This is a genomic window from Clostridioides sp. ZZV15-6598, assembly GCF_020657705.1.
In the GTDB taxonomy this organism is placed as follows: domain Bacteria; phylum Bacillota; class Clostridia; order Peptostreptococcales; family Peptostreptococcaceae; genus Clostridioides; species Clostridioides difficile_F.
In genome coordinates this window covers 1-15,762 of record NZ_JAGWCS010000092.1, presented here as the reverse complement: position 1 = coordinate 15,762, position 15,762 = coordinate 1, and the positions used below count along the sequence as shown (strand labels likewise).

The window sequence follows — 15,762 nt, the reverse complement described above, 5'->3', positions numbered from 1 at the left end:
ACTATAAAACAAGCTATAAAATAAATAAAAACGATACTATTCCGTCAAAAACATTAAAAATAAAATGCGAATTATAGAATTATAATAAAATGTTTTTGAAAAACAGTGAAATTTTATTGCAAAAAATTTAAATTAATTTTGACTTGCAGATAGAATATATTCTAACAGGCAAATAGATATTGAAATGAAAAACAATTTAACTGTTATGAAGAAAGTATTGTCATATTAGGATTTTTAATTTTTATAATTTTTTTAAAAAAATTTTAATTTTAGTTAAAAATTAAAATTTACAAAAGCTTAGCATATGTTATTTTATTTTAATAAATAATAAAAACTATTTTTCTATAATATTGGCATAGTAGATGCTTATATAACTATGAAATTAAAATTAAATAGGATGAAGTAGGAGGAAAAAAATGGGAAATAGTGAGCTAAAAAAGACTCTTGGTGTATCTGCAGCGTTATCAACTGTTGTAGGTTCAGTAATAGGAGCAGGTGTATTTTTTAAACCACAAGCAGTGTATACATTAACTGGAGGAGCTCCAGGACTTGGTATATTGGCATGGTTAATAGCAGGAATCATAACTATAACAGCTGGGCTTACAGCTGCAGAGGTATCAGTTGCAATACCAAAAACTGGTGGAATGATGGTATATATAAAAGAGATTTATGGAGATAAATTAGGATTTTTAACTGGATGGATGCAAATTGTATTATTTTATCCTGGGATGATGGCAGCATTAGGTGTCATATTTGGAGAGCAAGCATCAGCTTTAATTGGTAATTCATCATTATTACTTCCAATAGCAATTGGAATTATAGTAATAGTTGCAGGGTTAAATATGTTGGGTTCAAAAACTGGAGGAGCTATACAAACAATTTCTACTATATGTAAATTAATACCACTTATATTAATAATGATTGTTGGGTTTATTAAAGGCGGTGGAGATAATCCAATACTTAGCCCTATGGTTGGTGAAGGACTAAGTCTAGGTAGTGTAATAGGTCAAGTTTTAATTGCTATATTATTTGCATTTGATGGATGGATGAATGTTGGTACTTTGGCTGGAGAAATGAAAAATCCAGGAAAGGACCTTCCAAAAGCTATAATAGGTGGATTATCAGTAGTTATGGCTGTTTATTTTATAATAAACTTAGCATATCTTTGGGTATTACCAGCTAGTGAACTAGCTACTTACGCTTCACCAGCATCAGCAGTTGCTGAGGTTATATTTGGCTCAATAGGTGGAAAAATAATATCTGTAGGTATATTAATTTCAGTATTTGGAGCATTAAATGGATTCTTATTAACTGGTTCAAGAGTGGCCTATACTTTGGCAACAGATAAAACTTTGCCTAAATATAAGGTATTTTCTAAATTAAATTCTGCTCAAGTTCCAGCAAATTCTATAGTATTAGTATCTGTTCTTGCAGCTATTTATGCTTTATCAGGTCAATTTAATTTATTAACTGATTTAGCAGTATTTGCTACTTGGATATTCTATGTATTGACATTTATAGGGGTGATGAAACTTAGAAAAACTCACCCAGATATACCAAGAGAATACAAAGTACCACTATATCCAATTGTTCCAATAATAGCTATAGTGAGCGGTATATTTGTCGTAGTTAATCAATTATGCTTCGCAGGTATGAAAACTACTATGATATCTGTTGGAGGTCTTATAATAACAGCTATAGGCTTACCAGTATATGCTTATATGACTAAAAGAACAAAAAATGAGTCTAACTAGTTTATAAATACTTTATGATTATATAAAAAATAAAATCCCAATATATCTATAGATATATTGGGATTTTATTTTTTTATTTTTAGTTTGTAAAATTACACCTCTAAAAAGTCACCTGTCTTAAAATATTCTATTTTATCTCCAAGTAATTCTTTCATGTAATCAAATGCAACTAATCCTGTACAATGGAATGTATATATTTTCTGAAAACCAATTGTGTTAAGTTCCTTTATGACATCATCTATGTATTCTGTAGAACAGTTAAGTCCACCTTGTTTTGATAAATTATCCATATGAAATCCTCCAATAATAAACTTAATTGATTTATCTGGAAAGTATTTTTTAACAGTATGAGCGATATTTACAATTCCACTATGACTACAACTACTTATTATTGATACATAGTTTCCATCCACATATACTAAGAATAATTCATGCTTAAAATCATCTTCAGTGAACATATTGTCTTTAAATTTTAACAGATTTTTATCTCTACAAAAGAAATCTTTATTATTGTTTTTATCAGAAAAGATGTAAAGATTTTCACTAAGTTTGTAAAAATCATCTATCCAAATGAAGTTTTTATTAAAATCTTCAAATAATCCCTTTCTATTTCCTATATAGTAGTTTTCTTGATGATTTTTGTTATGGTAGAAATATTCATATAGTTTAGCTTGAGATTTTATATAAACATTAATATCTTTATTAATTTCAAAAAATTTATCTATACCACCAATATGGTCTGAATGATTATGAGATATTACAAGTGCATCTAAATTTAATAAATCGACATTTAAATTTTTAGCATTTTCTATAAAATCTCCACTTTTTCCTGTATCTAATATATATCTTTTATCATTAACTTCTAAAAACAAAGATAAACCATGTTCAGATTTTAAATTTTTGGAGCCAGAAATATTTTCAATTAAAGAAATTACCTTCATAAACAATACCTCCCAAGAATATTTTTAGAATTTTTATACAACTAATATTTACATTGTAACAAATTATTATCTTGTAATGTAACAAATTCCATATAAAGTACAACACTTTTTAGATACGTTTACAAATTTTTATTTAATAACAAAAATAAATGTATATGAATATATAACATATGAGGTCAAAACAAGAAGCAATATTGTTTTCATAATATATTTCTTATTTAAAATTTCTATTTTCTAGAAAAAAGTTTTATAAATTTTAAAAACTATAAACGACATTTTAACTAGTATTAATTGTAAAAAACACTATATAATACTCAATTTTCAACATTCTATACAATTATACAGAAATTATACAGCATAATAATCATCAAAATAACAAATTTTAAAAATTAGGTAAAACTTTTTGTCGAAGTTCAACGTCTATATATATGTAGTGTAGATTCTGATTCTAAAATACTACAAAAATATAAATGTAAAAATATAGTAATATTGGAGGTCGAACGATGAGAAATAAAAAGAAAAAAATAAATAGAAAGAAATTGTATTTGCTTTTAAGTGCTATAGTAGTCTGTTTAGCATTTATAATAATTGGCATACGAGTTAGTTATATGAACATGAAAGAAGATGAAATTAGTAGAAATGCTAAACTATCAAGTTCTACTATTACAGATATAATATCTAATACATCAGCAGAAGTTAGTAAAGGGCCTAGTAAAAGTTCTGGAAAAGTAGCATACATAACTATAGATGATGGTCCATCTAAATTTACTGACCAAATAATAAAAACTTTAAATAAGTACAATGTTAAAGCAACTTTTTTTATGATAGATGGAAATATGAAGGAATATCCACAGCAAGTTAAAAATATAATTAAAAATGGGAACACAGCAGGTTTTCATAGTGTATCTCATGATATTCATAAACTTTATGTTACTAGTACATCAGCAAAAGAGGAATTTGATACAAATGATCAGACTCTTTATAGTATAACTGGTAAACATTCAAAAGTAATAAGAATTCCTTATGGAAGTAAACCATATACTCCACAAGCTTCTTATCAAGCTTTAGTTGATGCAGGGTATAAAATTTGGGATTGGGATTTAGATACTGAAGACTGGAAATCTAATTCTGCACAAATTGTACAAAATGTAAAAACTCATATTAAGAATAGAAAAGGTGAAGATAAGGATCAACTTGTAGTTTTAATGCATGAGAAAAAACAAAGTGCAGAAGCTTTAGATTCAATTTTAAAATTCTTATCAGATGAAGGCTATGAATTTGCAGCAGTAGAGCAAAATCAAATACCAAAAAATTATTGGTTACGTAATTTAGAGTAGTCAAAATAAAAAAGTGTTGATTAAAAATTTAAAAAATTGAAAATAAAAAATGAGTGAGGTGTAAATGTTTTGAATAAAAAACTTTGTATAGGAATGGTCGGAATACTATCTTTAATGATGGTTGGTTGTAATAAGAGTTTAGCTAAAGTAAATGATGTAGAAATCACGAAGGAGCAATATAAAAAAACAAAGGCAGTCTTATCTGCTACTAATAGTTATATAAATGGTCAATCTTTGGATGAAATGGAAAAAAGTTTGGATAAAAAAGGTAGAAATAAATTAGAAAATGTTATAATATCGTTTATGGTGGATAATGAACTTTTATATCAAGAGGCTAAGGATAAAGGATTAACTCCAAGTAAAGGTGAGGTAGACTCAAAATATCAAGAACTAGAAAATGAAATGAATTTGAATACAAGCTATAAAGAAAAAATGGACAAAGCAGGTGTAGATAAGGAATATTTAAAACAAGAAATATCTAAAGATTTAGCCATAGACAAAAGTAAAAAAGCTTTTGAAAATAAAATAAATATAAGTGATGCCGAGATGGAATCTTATTATGTAAGTCATAAAAAAGATTTTAATGTAGAAGAAGTAAGTGCTTCCCAAATATTGATATCAACTTTAGACAAAAATAAAAAAGAAGTAAGTAAGGATAAAAAAGAATCTTTAAAAAAAGAGGCAGAGAGTATATTGACTAAAATCAAAAATGGAGAAAGTTTTGAAGCATTGGCTAAAAAATATTCAGATGACAAAGCGACTGGAAAAAATGGAGGTCAGCTAGGATATTTTTCAAAAAATGATAAAAATGCCGAATTTACAAAAGAAGTATTCAAATTAAAGAAAAATGAAGTTTCAGGTGTTTTTGAAACTAGTTATGGATATCACATAGTCAAAGTTACTGATAAAAGAGAAAGACAAAAAAGTCTTAATGAGTGTCAGAGTTTAGTAAGAGAATCTATTTTAAACGAAAAATATATTGAGCACATAAAAAAATTGAATGAAAGTGCAAAAGTAGAGAGATAGAATCTATAAAAACTCAATCCTAGCCTGTAGCCGGAGGGAGATTTTACAGGAATGCTTAAGAGTTTAAAGAGAAGGAAAGTTGAGAGATACATTATCGATAATAAAGACTCTTTTTATAGAATTGCATATAGTTATACTAAAAATGAGGAAGACGCCTTAGATGTGGTTCAAGAGTCCATGTATAAGGCTCTATATTCAGTAGAAAACCTTAAAGAAGTAAATTATATAAAAACATGGTTTTATAAAATTCTAGTTAGAACGAGCATAGATTTTATTAGAAAAAACCGTAAATATAATAACATGACAGATATCACTCTTATAGATGAGACAGGAGAATATGATAAGTATACTGACTTAGACTTAAAAAAGGCGTTAGAAGAATTACCTATTGAATATAAATCTATTATAATATTGAGATTTTTTGAAGATTTAAAGATTGAAGAAGTAGCAATAATATTGGATGAAAATGTGAATACTGTTAAAACTAGGTTATATACTGCTTTAAAAAAATTAAAATTAAAAATTGAAGAGTAGGGATAAAAAGAATGACAAACAAAGAAAGGTTAGATAAGTTAAGAGATGAGTATCATAAAATTCCAATACCAAAGAAACTAGATACTATAATAAATCATAAGAAAATAAAAGATATATATTGCGAACAAAATAAAAAGATAAATAGATGGAGATTTAAAGTTATTATGGCTTCAGCCTGTATGTTTATAGTATTAGTAAATATAAGTCCTGTATTTGCAGATAACTTTTCTAAATTACCTATAATCGGAGGATTAGTAGAAGTAGTAACTATAAAAAATTATAGCTTAAAGAACGAAAACTATGAAGCTAAAATTGATATTCCTAAAATACAAGGTTTAAAAGATAAAAATTTAGAGAAGAGATTAAATAATAGTTTTATGGAAGATGGAAAGAGGCTTTATGATGAATTTCAAAATAGAATGGAAAAAATAGAATTATCAAAAAATAAGGAACATAAGTATTTAAGTTTAAGTTATAGTGTTAAAAATAATTCTAAAGATTTCCTATCAATAGAAATGACAAAAAATGAGATAGAAGCATCATCATATGTTAGCAAAATACATTATAATGTGGATAAAAAAAGACAAATAGTTTTAACTTTACCTATGCTTTTTAAGGATGATAAATATATAAAAGCTATTAGCAATAACATAAAAGAACAAATGCGAGAACAAATGAAAAATGACAGTACAAAATCATATTTTATAGACCAGGGAAAAGATTCTCCTGTTAAAGATTTTAAAACAATAAACAAATATCAAGACTTTTATCTTAATAAGAATGAAGACCTTGTAATTTGTTTTGACCAGTTTGAAGTAGCACCTGGTTATATGGGTTCAATAGAATTTGTAATACCATATAAAGTAATAAAAGATTTGTAAATAGAATAGTAATTTATATATAAATATATTAAGGAGGTTAATATGAATACATATAAAAAACTTAAAAAATCTATATTTAAAATTGCTGTGATTTCAGTGTGTCTACTTGTAGCATTAGTAAATGTAAATCCTATATTTGCAGGAAGTTCTTCTAATAAGGTTGTAAAAAATAATCCAATAAAAGTGATAAATGCTAAAAATTATAATTTAAAACAAGATAATTATGAAGTCAATATCAAAATTCCTAAGATAGAAGGTTTAAAAGATAAAGATTTAGAGAATAAATTAAACAATGAATTTATGGAAGATGGAAAAAAACTTTATAGTGAATTTCAAAATAAAATGAAAAAAGAAAATAATAAAGGTCATAGATACTTAAATGTAAGTTATAGTGTAAAAAATAATTCTAAGGACTTTTTATCTATAGAAGTTAAAAAAGAAGAGATAGAAGCTTCTTCATATGTAACTAAAACGCATTATACTATTGATAAAAATAGAGAAATACTATTAAATTTACCAATATTTTTTAAAGATAGTAGATATATGGATGCTATAAGTGATAATATAAAAGAACAGATGAGAAATCAAATTAAGAAAGACAATACAAAATCATATTTTATAGACCAAGAAAAAGATTCCCCAGTAAAAAATTTTGAGTCTATAAATAAGTATCAAGATTTCTATTTTAATAAAGATGGAAACATTGTAATTAGTTTTGATGAATATGAAGTAGCTCCTGGTTATATGGGTCCAGTTGAGTTTGTAATACCAGATAAAGTAATAAAAAACTTAAAGTAGACATATAGAAGATTTTTAAATAGACTAGTAAGGAGAAATATATGAATATATATGAACAAGCGATAAAGTTAATAGAAAATAATGAAGACTTTGCATTTGCTACAATAACTTCTCATTCAGGTTCAACACCACGTGAAACTGGAGCAATGATGATTGTAAAAAGTGATGGTTCTATATTTGGTTCTGTAGGTGGAGGAAGTGTAGAAGCAACATGCATAAAACATTCGATTAATGTTATAAAAAATAGAGAGTCAATGTTGTATAAATTTACTCTAAATAAAACTGATATAGCAAAACTTGGAATGATATGTGGTGGTACTGGAGAAATACAGATAGATTTTATTGATAGTAAACTGAAGAGTAGTTTAGAAAGATTTAATAAAAACTTAAAAGAAAATATAAGTAAAGCATATATATTTGGCGCAGGTCATATTTCAAAAGATGTAGCAGTAATACTATCACTTTTAGAATTTAGAACAATAGTAATAGATGATAGAGAGGAATTTGCCAATTCTGAAAGATTTCCAGACTCAGAAGTGGTAGTTTTAGATTCTTTTGAAAATATACCAGATTTTCCAATTGATGAAAATAGCTACATAATTATTTTAACGAGAGGTCATCTATATGATTCAAGTTCATTGGAATGGGCTCTTAAAACGAATCCTTGCTATATAGGTATGATTGGAAGTAGGACAAAAATTGGATTGACATACGAAAAACTTATGAAAAATGGATTCAGTAAGGAAGAATTAAATAAAGTACATGCTCCAATAGGAATAAAATTAGATGCTCAAACACCAGCAGAAATAGCTGTATGTATAGCAGCGGAACTTATAAATTGTAGAGCAAATAAGGAAAAAAGAAATTAATGAATATGATGAGTAAAGATTATCAGATTTTAAATGTTATTTTTAAAAATAAAGAAATAGAAGTAGTGTTACTGTATAAAAATAGAAAAAATATTTGTATAAAAATAGACTCATTTGGCAAAGTAGTTGTAATAAGTCCCCCTAAAGTTTCTAAAAAAACAATAGAAGAAATAATAATTAAAAAAGGGGATTGGATACTTAAAAAATCTGGTGAGTATAAAGATAGAGAAGAAGCATATAAACAAAGAACATTTATGACTGGTGATAAATTTCTCTATCTTGGTGAAGAATATTGCTTAGTTGTAAATGAAACTTTGGAGGATTGTGCAAAAAAAAGTAAGTGTAAAATAAATCTTGAAGAATATAAAATAATTATTAAAACAAATGACGTAAGTAAAGATTTTATCAAAAAATCTTTACAGTGTTGGTACAAAAATGAAAGTCAAAGAATCGTTTCAGAAAGAATAGATTTTCTTAAATCAAATTGTGATATAATGAAACAACTAACACCAGTTAATGTAAAAGTAAAAGAACAAAAAAGTAGATGGGGAAGTTGTACATCTCAAAAAAATATTTATGTAAATTCAAAAATATCTATGGCGAGATTAGATGTAATCGACTATATAATAGTACATGAATTTAGTCATTTATTACATATGAATCACTCAAAAAAATTTTATGATTTGGTAAAAAATATTATGCCAGATTATAAAGATAAAGAAAATTGGCTTAAAAAAAATGGATATAAGATAATAATATGAAAACGATTATTTCAAGATATTCATTTAAAACATAAAAAATGATTATTGTGAAAAAAATAAATAATCTGAAAATTTTAAAAAAAGTCGTTGACATTCCAAAAGATAGAGAATATAATCTATATTAACAGCAAAGCAAGGTTGAAAAAAATTAAATAAATAAAAGCAATGACAGAGACAACAATACTAATAGAGTTATCTACAGAGAACCAATGTTGCTGAGAATTGGTGTTAACAGTAGTATAATGATCACTCTGGAGCTTTTGTACTGAATATGTTTTAGTAAGTACAAACGTCTGCCAACGTTATATGGCTAAGGTTAAGGTAATCAATTACCCGACCTGAAAAAAGAGTGGTAGATGTATTTTTTATATCTACAAATAAGGTGGTACCGCGGAATTTAACTTTCGTCCTTATAAGTAATATTTATATTGCTTATAAAGATGAAAGTTTTTTTATTTTAAGCAATATAAAAGATTAATCCATATAAAAATAATAATAAAAAATAAGGAGGAGTTTTTTATGGAAAATACTGTATATGCTAAATTAAACCAAGGAATAGATTCTTTTTTAAGAGTGGCAATGACACTTAGAAGAAGAGAAGTTGATATACAATCAATAAGTATGACTGTAGATAATATGAATAATTCAGGTATAAAATTGATAGTAAACGAAGAAAAGACATCTCTAGATAGTGTCTTAAATCATATGAAGAAACTACATGATATAAGAGAGATAACTGTTGAACAAGTGAGACATTAATTAAATATTACTTATAAAAATTAAAAACAAGTATGAAGAAACTAATCTTTAAACAAAAACTAAAGATAAATATTAGATGAGAAAAATTTTAGATTGAAAATACGATTATTATTGAAATTATAAACCTATTACAAATTTTAAAAACTGAAAATTGTAAATATTAAGATTATTAAAACTATAAATATTGAAATTTTAAAGATTAAAATTCTATAAATTAGAAAATAAAGTTTGTTAAGTAGCATAGAATCAATGATAATGAGTATAAATTTCTAATAAAAATAAATATCACAAAATAATTGAGAGAAAATATTGGGAGGAAATAAATATGGCAAAGATGTATTATGAAAATGATGTAAATTTAGAGGTTTTAAAAAATAAAAAGGTTGCAGTTTTAGGGTATGGAAGTCAAGGTCATGCACATGCACAAAACCTTAGAGATAATGGTGTGAATGTAGTGGTAGGACTTTATGATGGAAGTAAGTCAGCACAAAAAGCAAAGGAAGATGGATTTGAAGTTAAGAGTGTAGCAGAAGCTACTAAAGAAAGTGATTTAACAATGTTGTTAATGCCTGATGAAAAACAAAAGAAAGTTTATGAAGAAAGTGTTAGAGATAATTTAAAAGAAGGTCAGACATTAGCATTTGCTCATGGATTCAATATACACTATAATCAAGTACAACCACCAGAATTTGTTGATGTTGTAATGGTAGCTCCTAAAGGACCTGGTCACCTAGTTAGAAATGTATTTACTAAAGGAAGTGGAGTTCCAGCATTGTTTGCAGTATATCAAGATTACACTAAAAAAGCCACAGAGACAGTTTTAGCATATGCAAAAGGAATAGGAGCTACAAGAGCAGGTGTTTTAGAAACTACTTTTAAAGAAGAAACAGAAACTGACTTATTTGGAGAGCAATCAGTACTTTGTGGTGGTATAAGTGAACTTATAAAATTAGGATATAAGACACTTGTAGATGCAGGCTATCAAAAAGAAGTAGCATATTTTGAGTGTCTACATGAAATGAAACTAATCGTTGACCTTATATATGAAGGTGGATTTGAAAGAATGAGATACAGTATAAGTGATACAGCAGAATATGGAGATTATGTATCTGGTAAAAGAGTAATAACTGATGCAGCAAAACAAGGTATGCAAGATGTATTGGAAGATATACAAAATGGAAAATTTGCTAAGGCATGGATTAAAGAAAATGAAGAAGGGCGTGAGAACTTCCTAAAAACTAGAGAAGCAGAATATGCTACAGAAATAGCTGAAGTTGGTAGAAATTTAAGAAGTATGATGTCATTCTTGAAATAAATATATTAAATGGATTAGTTTGAGGGAAAGAGTGGTGCATAGTAGTGCGTATGAACGGAGCAAAGGTAATTTTAGAATGTTTGAAGAAAGAGGGAGTTGACACAATATTTGGATATCCTGGGGGAGCAGTAATACCTCTTTATGATGCTCTATATGATTATCCAGATGATTTTAAACATATAAGGACTTCACATGAACAAGGTTTGGTTCATGCAGCAGATGGATATGCAAGAAGTACTAATACAGTGGGGGTTTGCTTTACAACATCTGGACCAGGAGCAACGAATGCTATAACTGGCATAGCAACAGCTTTTATGGATTCTTCTCCTATGGTTGTAATTTCAGGTCAAGTTCCAACTAGTTTATTGGGGAAAGATTCTTTTCAAGAAATTGATATAACTGGAGCAACCTTATCTATGACAAAACACAATTATCTAGTTAGAAATACTAAAGAGTTAGTACCTACAATAAAAGAAGCTTTTAAAGTTGCAAACTCAGGTAGAAAAGGACCTGTCCTTGTGGATGTTCCAAAGGATTTATTTTTAGCAGAAATGGATTTTAATTATGAGGACTATGATTTATGTCAAATAGATGAATATATGGATTATAAGGGTGATTTTGATTTAGATGATGAAAACAACTTTAAGCTTTTAAAAGATGTAGAGGATATAATAAAAGAGTCTAAAAAACCTATAATCTATGCTGGTGGTGGTGTTAAATCTTCCAATGCTGAAGAAGTTCTTGTAAAATTTGCAACTAAGATAGATACACCTATATTAAATACACTTATGGGACTTGGCAATATAGATAGAAAAAATGAACTATCTCTTGGAATGGTTGGAATGCATGGAAGTAGAGAAAGTAACTTAGCACTTTCTAATTCAGATTTAGTAATAGCAATAGGTGCAAGATTTAGTGATAGAGTAATAAGTAAAAGTTCTGAATTTGCTAAAAATGCAAAAATAATACACATAGATATAGACCCATCTGAAATAAGTAAAAATATAAAATCCAATGTATCTTTAGTTGGAGATGTAAAGATGGTTCTTAGTTTGCTACTAGAAAGGGTTGAAAGTAAGGACAATAGTAGTTGGAAAGAGGAGATAAAAACTTTTAGAAAAAGTGAGGGTGTAGAAGAAAATGAGTTTCACCCACAAAATATACTTAGAAAAATAAATGAGAGATACGAACAATTAGCAAATCCAACTGTCGTTGTTACTGATGTTGGTCAGCACCAAATGTGGTCTGCTAAGTATTGGGATTTTAAAGGAAATAAAAGTTTTATAACATCAGCAGGTCTAGGAACTATGGGATTTGGTTTAGGAGCAGCTATTGGAACTAAAGTTGGTAATTTAGATAAAAATGTAGTTTTAGTTACTGGTGATGGAAGTTTTAGAATGAATTGTAATGAGTTAGCTACAGTTGCAAATTATAATGTGCCTATGCTTATTTTATTGCTTAATAATAGAACTCTAGGAATGGTAAGACAATGGCAGAAATTATTTTCTAATCAAAGATACTCTCAAACTGATATTAATGAAAATGTAGACTATGTAAAGCTTGTAAATGCTTATAATATAGATGGATATAAAGCATGTGATATGGAAGGATTAGAAAGAGCCTTGGATGCAATAGATTTTAATAAACCTGTGTTTTTACAATGTGATATAGATAAAGACTATGATGTTTATCCTATTGTAGCTCCTAATGATGCATTAGAAAATTTGATATGTAACTAAAGATTGATTATATAAAAACTTAAATATATACATCTAAAAATGGGTATACACTTATTATAAGTGTATATCTATTTTTTTATTGCAAAACATATAACAAAATAATAAATGAGGTGGTATTATGGCAACGAATAAAAAACCTAATAATTTAATAAATGAAAAATCTCCATATCTTTTGCAACATGCATATAATCCCATAAATTGGCACAGTTGGAACGAAGAGACTTTTAAAAAGGCAAAGGAAGAAGATAAACCGATATTTTTAAGTATTGGATACTCAACTTGCCACTGGTGCCATGTTATGGAAAATGAATCTTTTGAAGATGAAGAAGTTGCTGAAATAATGAATAAAAACTTTATAGCAATAAAAGTAGACAAAGAAGAAAGACCAGATATAGATAGTGTGTATATGACAGTTTGTCAAGCAATGACAGGTAGTGGTGGATGGCCAATGACCATAATAATGACTCCTGATAAAAAACCTTTTTTTGCAGGAACTTATTTTCCAAAATACTCAAGATATAATAGACCAGGTGTTATAGATTTATTGGAAAATGTATCTGAAAAATGGAATACAAATAAAGATATGCTTATAAAATCTGGAAATGAAATAGTAGAGGCTCTTAAAGATGATTTTGGAGTAAAAAATACAGATGGTGATTTATCAAAAGATATGTTAAGTTCATCAGTTAGAATATTTAAAACTATTTATGATGATAAATATGGTGGTTTTGGTAATGCGCCTAAATTTCCAAGTCCTCAAAATCTTATGTTTTTGATGAAATACTATAGTATAGAAAAAGATGAAGATGTATTAAAAATGGTGGAAAAAACTTTAGATGGAATGTACAGAGGAGGTCTATTTGACCATATTGGATTTGGATTTTCAAGATATTCCACCGATAAAAAATGGTTAGCACCTCATTTTGAAAAGATGCTATATGACAATGCTATGCTTATAGTTGCTTATTTAGATGCATACAAGATAACAAAGAGAGAGCTATATAAAGAAATTGCGATAAAAACTATAGATTATGTAATTAGAGAGATGCAAGATACAGAAGGTGGATTTTATTCAGCACAAGATGCGGATAGTGAGGGCGAAGAAGGGAAATTTTATATATTTAATCCACTTGAAATAATTGATGTATTAGGTGAAGAAGATGGGAAATTCTTTAATGATTACTTTGATATAACTAATAGTGGAAATTTTGAGGGGAAAAGTATTCCTAATCTTATAAAAAATAAAGAATACAATAAGTATAATGAAAGAATAGCTAATTTAAGTAAAAAGGTATTTGAATATAGGAAAGAAAGAACTTCTTTGCATAAAGATGATAAGATACTGACATCATGGAATGCATTGATGGTAGTAGCTTTAGCAAAGGCTTATAAGACTCTAAAAAATGATACATATTTAGAGTACTCAAATAAGTGCCTTGATTTTATAAATAGTAATCTTGTGAATAAAGCAGGTAGATTATTAGCTAGATATAGAGATGGCAGTGCTGATTATTTAGCATATTTGGATGATTATGCATTTTTAATATGGGCATATATAGAACTTTATGAATCAACATTTGATATAAAGTATTTAGAAGAAGCATTAAAATTAAATGAAAGTTGTATTGAACTTTTTTGGGACTATGAAAAAAGTGGATTTTACCTATATGGTAAAGATAGTGAAAATTTAATAGCAAGACCAAAAGATTTGTATGATGGAGCTATTCCATCAGGTAACTCTGTACAATTATATAATCTTATAAGACTTGCAAAGATTATTGGTGATAATAAACTTGAAGAATTGTCATATAAGCAATTAAAACTTTATTCAGATAGTGTAAAAAATTCACCAACTGGATATAGTTTCTATATGCTTTCATTAATGTATGAACTTTATCCTACAAAAGAGATTATATGTATTTTAAAAGAAAACTCTGATTTGATTGGTTTTAAGGCTTTAGTAAGTGAAAATTTTATACCAAATGCAACTTTTTTAGTAAAAAAATACAATGAAGAAAATACTAAGATAGATTTTTTAAATAATTATAAATTAAAAAATGACAAAACTACTTACTATGTATGTCAAAATAATAGTTGTAGTCAACCATTTAATGATTTACAAAAACTAAATGATATAATTTTTATGAGAGACTAATTGTAATGTTGAAAGAACTCAGTATTGATATTTAATACTGAGTTCTTTTATAAACAATAAGTATTAATTTAATTGTCTTTAGTCTTTAAATCAATATGAAGTGACTTTGAGACTTTATACAAATAAATACCCTGTTTTACTTTTAAGAAAGTTAATACCTATTTTAGATTATAGAGGTTATTAATCTTTCTTATTTACTCTATTTCTTCTTTTTGAGAATTCTTTAAGTGCTTCAGATTTAATTTTATCTATTTCTTCATCTTCTACAAAGTTAGCATCTTCTTCAAATCCATCTTGTTCTTCACCATTAAAGCGATACATTTTTTTTAGTAAACTCCACAAAGTTTCTAATTCATCCTGAGTAAATTCATGAAATACATCTGCCATGAAATTTATTCCAGCTCTACCACATCTAATCATAACTTGTTTTCCCAAATCTGTAACTTTCACATTAATTGCTCTTTTATCATTTGGGCTTGGAACTACTTGAACATATCCGTTTTTTTCAAGGTTAGCAACTATTCTATTTATATTTTGCTTACTTGTACCCATTTTTCTTGCAATATTATTTAATGTCGTTTCTTCTTCAGGCAAATGGAGAATAGATAAAATAGTCATATATTGTCTTGAAGTAAGTACATCAAAGTACTTATTGCCTTCTATTTGTATTTTGTTTGTAAGAGTAAAAAGAGTTGCATATGTTTGATTCATTAGAAACAGCTCTTTTAATTCATTTGAATAATCCATAAAGATCTCCTTTATATTTAGATATTATTTTGACGAAAACAGAATATCACGAATTGAATATAATGTCAATATGATGTCCAAGTATAGTTAAATGTTCTTTCTAAATAATTAATATTCAATAACTAAATTATTATATAGTTATTTAG

General features: G+C 27.1%; 14 protein-coding genes and 1 other annotated feature. Of the genes, 12 read left to right on the top strand and 2 right to left on the bottom strand.

Annotation, left to right across the window (positions count from 1 at the left end):
* Positions 1-416: 416 nt before the first annotated feature.
* Positions 417-1,754, top strand: coding sequence for an amino acid permease (locus tag KGF50_RS15365; RefSeq protein ID WP_227848876.1), 1,338 nt, complete (start codon positions 417-419; stop codon positions 1,752-1,754).
* 92 nt (positions 1,755-1,846) lie between these two features.
* On the opposite strand, the gene KGF50_RS15360 is transcribed toward KGF50_RS15365, so the two are convergent.
* Positions 1,847-2,695 (bottom strand): MBL fold metallo-hydrolase, encoded by an 849-nt coding sequence (locus tag KGF50_RS15360; RefSeq protein ID WP_227848875.1) that lies wholly within the window; start codon positions 2,693-2,695, stop codon positions 1,847-1,849.
* Between the two features lie 503 nt (positions 2,696-3,198).
* Between KGF50_RS15360 and KGF50_RS15355 the strand changes: the two genes are divergently transcribed.
* The 11 genes from KGF50_RS15355 (at position 3,199) to KGF50_RS15305 (ending at position 14,869) form a co-directional block, all read left to right on the top strand.
* Positions 3,199-4,032 (top strand): polysaccharide deacetylase family protein, encoded by an 834-nt coding sequence (locus KGF50_RS15355; protein ID WP_227848874.1) that lies wholly within the window; start codon positions 3,199-3,201, stop codon positions 4,030-4,032.
* 69 nt (positions 4,033-4,101) lie between these two features.
* The gene (locus tag KGF50_RS15350) at positions 4,102-5,058 is read left to right on the top strand and encodes a peptidylprolyl isomerase (RefSeq protein WP_227848873.1); all 957 of its coding nucleotides are present in this window, start codon (positions 4,102-4,104) and stop codon (positions 5,056-5,058) included.
* Positions 5,059-5,109: 51 nt separating this feature from the next.
* Positions 5,110-5,592, top strand: coding sequence for a sigma-70 family RNA polymerase sigma factor (locus tag KGF50_RS15345; protein WP_227848872.1), 483 nt, complete (start codon positions 5,110-5,112; stop codon positions 5,590-5,592).
* An 11-nt stretch (positions 5,593-5,603) separates the two neighbouring features.
* The gene (locus KGF50_RS15340) at positions 5,604-6,473 is read left to right on the top strand and encodes an anti-sigma-V factor rsiV (protein ID WP_227848871.1); all 870 of its coding nucleotides are present in this window, start codon (positions 5,604-5,606) and stop codon (positions 6,471-6,473) included.
* Positions 6,474-6,515: 42 nt separating this feature from the next.
* A complete protein-coding gene (locus tag KGF50_RS15335) occupies positions 6,516-7,271 on the top strand; it encodes a DUF3298 and DUF4163 domain-containing protein (protein WP_227848870.1) in 756 nt (251 codons plus the stop codon).
* A gap of 41 nt (positions 7,272-7,312) precedes the next feature.
* Positions 7,313-8,140, top strand: a complete 828-nt coding sequence (locus KGF50_RS15330) for an XdhC/CoxI family protein (RefSeq protein ID WP_227848869.1) — start codon at positions 7,313-7,315, stop codon at positions 8,138-8,140.
* Positions 8,141-8,148: 8 nt separating this feature from the next.
* Entirely contained in the window at positions 8,149-8,901 is a 753-nt protein-coding gene (locus KGF50_RS15325; RefSeq protein WP_227848868.1) for a SprT family zinc-dependent metalloprotease, read from the top strand.
* A 156-nt stretch (positions 8,902-9,057) separates the two neighbouring features.
* Positions 9,058-9,316, top strand: a binding site (T-box leader).
* Positions 9,317-9,420: 104 nt separating this feature from the next.
* Complete coding sequence (locus KGF50_RS15320; protein ID WP_227432962.1) at positions 9,421-9,660, top strand: ACT domain-containing protein; 240 nt, start codon at positions 9,421-9,423, stop codon at positions 9,658-9,660.
* A gap of 325 nt (positions 9,661-9,985) precedes the next feature.
* A complete protein-coding gene (ilvC, locus tag KGF50_RS15315; protein ID WP_227848867.1) occupies positions 9,986-10,975 on the top strand; it encodes a ketol-acid reductoisomerase in 990 nt (329 codons plus the stop codon).
* Between the two features lie 50 nt (positions 10,976-11,025).
* Positions 11,026-12,714, top strand: coding sequence for a biosynthetic-type acetolactate synthase large subunit (ilvB, locus tag KGF50_RS15310; RefSeq protein WP_227848866.1), 1,689 nt, complete (start codon positions 11,026-11,028; stop codon positions 12,712-12,714).
* Positions 12,715-12,832: 118 nt separating this feature from the next.
* Positions 12,833-14,869, top strand: a complete 2,037-nt coding sequence (locus KGF50_RS15305; protein ID WP_227848865.1) for a thioredoxin domain-containing protein — start codon at positions 12,833-12,835, stop codon at positions 14,867-14,869.
* A 180-nt stretch (positions 14,870-15,049) separates the two neighbouring features.
* On the opposite strand, the gene KGF50_RS15300 is transcribed toward KGF50_RS15305, so the two are convergent.
* Complete coding sequence (locus KGF50_RS15300) at positions 15,050-15,616, bottom strand: MarR family transcriptional regulator (protein ID WP_227848864.1); 567 nt, start codon at positions 15,614-15,616, stop codon at positions 15,050-15,052.
* Between the last annotated feature and the right edge of the window lie 146 nt (positions 15,617-15,762).

Coding starts and splice junctions, on each gene's coding strand:
- KGF50_RS15320 (WP_227432962.1), top strand. CDS start 9,421: ATGGAAAATACTGTATATGCTAAATTAAACCAAGGAATAGATTCTTTT.
- KGF50_RS15345 (WP_227848872.1), top strand. CDS start 5,110: ATGCTTAAGAGTTTAAAGAGAAGGAAAGTTGAGAGATACATTATCGAT.
- KGF50_RS15305 (WP_227848865.1), top strand. CDS start 12,833: ATGGCAACGAATAAAAAACCTAATAATTTAATAAATGAAAAATCTCCA.
- ilvC (WP_227848867.1), top strand. CDS start 9,986: ATGGCAAAGATGTATTATGAAAATGATGTAAATTTAGAGGTTTTAAAA.
- KGF50_RS15325 (WP_227848868.1), top strand. CDS start 8,149: ATGAGTAAAGATTATCAGATTTTAAATGTTATTTTTAAAAATAAAGAA.
- KGF50_RS15355 (WP_227848874.1), top strand. CDS start 3,199: ATGAGAAATAAAAAGAAAAAAATAAATAGAAAGAAATTGTATTTGCTT.
- KGF50_RS15335 (WP_227848870.1), top strand. CDS start 6,516: ATGAATACATATAAAAAACTTAAAAAATCTATATTTAAAATTGCTGTG.
- KGF50_RS15340 (WP_227848871.1), top strand. CDS start 5,604: ATGACAAACAAAGAAAGGTTAGATAAGTTAAGAGATGAGTATCATAAA.
- KGF50_RS15300 (WP_227848864.1), bottom strand. CDS start 15,616: ATGGATTATTCAAATGAATTAAAAGAGCTGTTTCTAATGAATCAAACA.
- KGF50_RS15360 (WP_227848875.1), bottom strand. CDS start 2,695: ATGAAGGTAATTTCTTTAATTGAAAATATTTCTGGCTCCAAAAATTTA.
- ilvB (WP_227848866.1), top strand. CDS start 11,026: ATGAACGGAGCAAAGGTAATTTTAGAATGTTTGAAGAAAGAGGGAGTT.
- KGF50_RS15330 (WP_227848869.1), top strand. CDS start 7,313: ATGAATATATATGAACAAGCGATAAAGTTAATAGAAAATAATGAAGAC.
- KGF50_RS15365 (WP_227848876.1), top strand. CDS start 417: ATGGGAAATAGTGAGCTAAAAAAGACTCTTGGTGTATCTGCAGCGTTA.